The sequence below is a fragment of the Marinobacter lipolyticus SM19 genome (genome assembly GCF_000397065.2).
Lineage (GTDB): Bacteria > Pseudomonadota > Gammaproteobacteria > Pseudomonadales > Oleiphilaceae > Marinobacter > Marinobacter lipolyticus.
In genome coordinates, this window is the sequence record NZ_KE007330.1 from 102,414 (window position 1) to 105,764 (window position 3,351).

4 protein-coding genes are annotated in these 3,351 nt (G+C 57.0%); all 4 read right to left on the reverse strand.

Annotated elements, in window-relative coordinates:
* The coding region (gene tssI, locus MARLIPOL_RS19055) for a type VI secretion system tip protein TssI/VgrG (RefSeq protein WP_456085439.1) at positions 1-940 on the reverse strand (940 nt) is incomplete at its 3' end.
* Positions 941-1,051: 111 nt separating this feature from the next.
* Positions 1,052-1,858: a 3',5'-cyclic-AMP phosphodiesterase gene (gene cpdA / locus MARLIPOL_RS17860; protein WP_012139755.1), complete on the reverse strand. Its 807-nt coding sequence runs from the start codon at positions 1,856-1,858 to the stop codon at positions 1,052-1,054.
* A gap of 208 nt (positions 1,859-2,066) precedes the next feature.
* Positions 2,067-2,552 (reverse strand): DUF1249 domain-containing protein, encoded by a 486-nt coding sequence (locus MARLIPOL_RS17865; RefSeq protein ID WP_012139757.1) that lies wholly within the window; start codon positions 2,550-2,552, stop codon positions 2,067-2,069.
* Positions 2,552-3,169 (reverse strand): NUDIX domain-containing protein, encoded by a 618-nt coding sequence (locus tag MARLIPOL_RS17870; protein WP_012139758.1) that lies wholly within the window; start codon positions 3,167-3,169, stop codon positions 2,552-2,554. Before MARLIPOL_RS17870 ends, MARLIPOL_RS17865 begins: the two co-directional genes overlap by 1 nt.
* Between the last annotated feature and the right edge of the window lie 182 nt (positions 3,170-3,351).

Genomic DNA, 3,351 nt, shown 5'->3' on the forward strand with positions numbered 1-3,351 from the left:
GCTCGTTGTCGTGGTCGGTCAGGGCCACTTTGGCGCCGGCGGTGAAGTCGGCGCGGTTGCTCTTGCCACTGGCGGTGCTGGCGTCGTTTCTCAGGGCGTCCAGGCGGGCCTCGGTGAAGGGCTGGCCGCTGGCGTCGGCCTTGAAGCGGCCGGGGTAGTCGTAGTACTGGTAATCTTCCCGGTGGTTAGGACTGCCGGCCTGCTGTTCATGCATCAGGGCGTAGGCCGGATTTTTGAAGGTGTAATCCTTCATGGCAACAGAACTGGCACGGACCCGCTCCTGATGGGCGAAGCGGAATACACAGGGAGCCTTGGTGCTGCCGCCGGCCTTACCATTGTATTCGGCAGGGTCGAGCCCGGGGGCGTCGCCGTGGTGATCGGCAATGATCAGGGCCGGCTGTTCCTCGCCGTCCACAGAGCCGTGATGGTAACGGTAGTGCCAGCCTTCCTCGGCCGCCAGCCGCACCACAAACCCCAGGTCGCTTTCCCGGTGCTGAACGCAGTATTCCCGTTCTTCCGGGGTACGCTTGAGATCAAACACGGTATCGACGATGCCCCGCTCTTCCAGCAGGGTGCGCACAATGGCGTCGGTAGTTTGAGTCTGGAAAATGCGGCTGTTGTGCATCAGGCCCAGGCGCCACAGCGGGGGCTGAATGATGACTTCGTAACGGGTGCGACGGTGGCCAGAGTCGCCGCGGGCGAATTCGTTGACCACGCCGGTGAAACGCCTTAACGGCGCACCCTCCTGCCAGATCACCAGATCCACGGCCTGTTCCAGTACATCGGTTGCTGCGACCGACGGATCGGTGCTGGCCAGTTTGAGCTTGCCGTGAAACAGTTCGGAGAGGGCTTCGGTCAGCTCGAAGCCGACGACGGAAAAGTGATCAGAGGAAAATCCGCCAATGGTGGCGGTGAACTGCAGTCCGCTTGCCTGGGGCATGTCTTCGGTCCCTGAAGATGTGGTGTTGAATCCATACGTCGCTCGTCCTGAGCGGTGCCGATTATATACAGATTCCGGTGATTTTTAACAGCCGGGGTCACCAAACTGTGATCAGTAGCCGGTGCTATCGACGTCCAGATCAAACTCAAACTCGGTTGCCCGTTGAACCTCCGTCTGAAACTCTCCAGACGCTTCAAGCTCGAACCAGCGATACCCTGGCGGCAATTCCTCAACGGCAAACTGGTGCGAGCCAGAAGTAAACTGAATACAGGTGGACGGGGTGGCGAGCAACCTCACCCCGTGGCGCTCGCGATCGTGTTCCTGATGGATGTGGCCCCACAATACAATTCTGACCTGAGGAAACCGTTCAACAACCCGCCAGAAAGCGTCCCGATTGCGGAGGCCAATGCCTTCCATCCAATCCGATCCGATGTCCACCGGATGGTGGTGCAACGTGACCAGTGTCGGTAAACCAGGATTCTGCTCCAGTGTAGATATCAGAAACGCCAGTTCTGACTCCGCCAGCTCACCATACACCTGCCCACGAACGGATGAATCCAGCAAAATGATCTGCCACCCTCCCTGGATAATATGCCGACGACTCGCCTGATGTTCACTGGCAACCTGCTGCATGACATCCGGCTCGTCGTGGTTACCGGCTATCCAGGCTGAGGCACAATGGAATACCTGCAACTTATCAGCAAAAACACGATAGGCCTCTTCCGAACCATCCTGAGCAAGGTCGCCAGTGGCCAACACCAGATCCGGCTGCCCATGATCCCGAAGTACCTGCTCAATAACAGCATCAAGACTGTCCCGGGTGTTCACACCCAGCAATTCACCAGCCGGGTCAGCCCGGAGATGGGGGTCTGTGATCTGTAGCACCCGGAGTGCCCGGGATTCATCCTTTCTGGTCATGGCGCTCTGTTTCGTATCTGGGCAAGACGCTTGGTTCGAAACCGTTTGTACGGTGAGAGTAATCCGTTTTCTCACCACTGAACTGAACCATGATCACATTATGCCTATGGTGACAGGACATATTGCATCATTTGATAACTATGGCACAGCCCCTGCACTCCACTCTCTCACCTGAGCCCGCTCTACTCCCCATTCTCCTGCTCACGCTCTAGTCCACGCCCTCTCCAGCCGACCAGAGAGAATGCTCCATGGGCAGGTGTCCGAAACGAAGGCAGTAATCCAGCCAATCGGCCAGAAAGCTGTTCACCTGAACTTTTTCATCCGGGTGGTGCATAAAACGGTTGGGGTAATCATTGACCGGCGCAATCTGGCGATCCCGATAGCAACTGATCACTTCTGCCATCGTGGCGTCGTGATACACGCGCACTGTCAGTTGGGGATTATTGAGCCATCTACCGGCGTTATGGATCTGCTCCAACAGGAGGGTTTCAGTAAAGCGAGCGGTCTGGAGGACTTTGATCCGGACACGGCCGAGGTACTGCTCTTCCCGGTGCAACTCAAATTCTGACACCGGTTTGCCTGCCGACTCCAACTTCCGAAGTTGGTTAAGACGCAGGTAGTTACCGTCGCACAGTGCCCCCAGTCGCTTGAGATCCGGGACATAGCGTTTGGGTTTCATGGCCCACTCATTCATCAATCCCACCCTTCCCGAATCCGGGTACGGTTGAGCTGAAGCCATTGCAACGCAATGATCGCCGCCGCGTTGTTGATACGACCATCCCGGACCATGGCAATAGCCTCCTCTGAGCTGAATACGTGGGCACGGATGTCTTCGTGTTCGTGCTCCATACCGAACAATCCGCCAGCAGATTCTGTGCTTATACGTCCACAATACAGGTGTATGAGTTCTGTACTGCCACCAGGCGATACCAGATATTCACAGATTTTATCCAGCTTGCTGAAAGTCAGGCCAGCTTCTTCCTGCCCTTCCCTTTGCGCCACCTCTTCCGGTGTTTCACCTTCTTCGTTCATACCTGCGACCAATTCCAGCAGCCAGGGCGACTGAGCACGGCCCATGGCCCCAAGGCGGAACTGTTCCAGCAATACCACTTCGTCCCGTTCAGGATCGTAGGGCAGCACGCAGGTGGCATCACCACGGATAAACAGTTCGCGGGTAAACACGGGCATGTCGCGACCATCAAAACGCGGGTGGGTCAGCCACAGCTTGTCCATGCGGAAGAAGCCCTGGAAGACGGTTTCGCGCTTTTCAACGCTGACATCGCTGGTTTTGAACTGAAACGGTTTGGTCATCGTTCATCCGGTTGCTGAATCAACTTTGAACGATAGCCGGTACACGGGTGCAACTGCAAGCTCTGGCTCCGACCCCAGTCTGACAGTTTTCGGGGTAGGGTCGTGTCGGGAAGTGCCTCCCAAAACACGCTCCTTGCGGCACATCCATGTGACGCTTGGGCTCCGCCATCCATGGCTCCGCA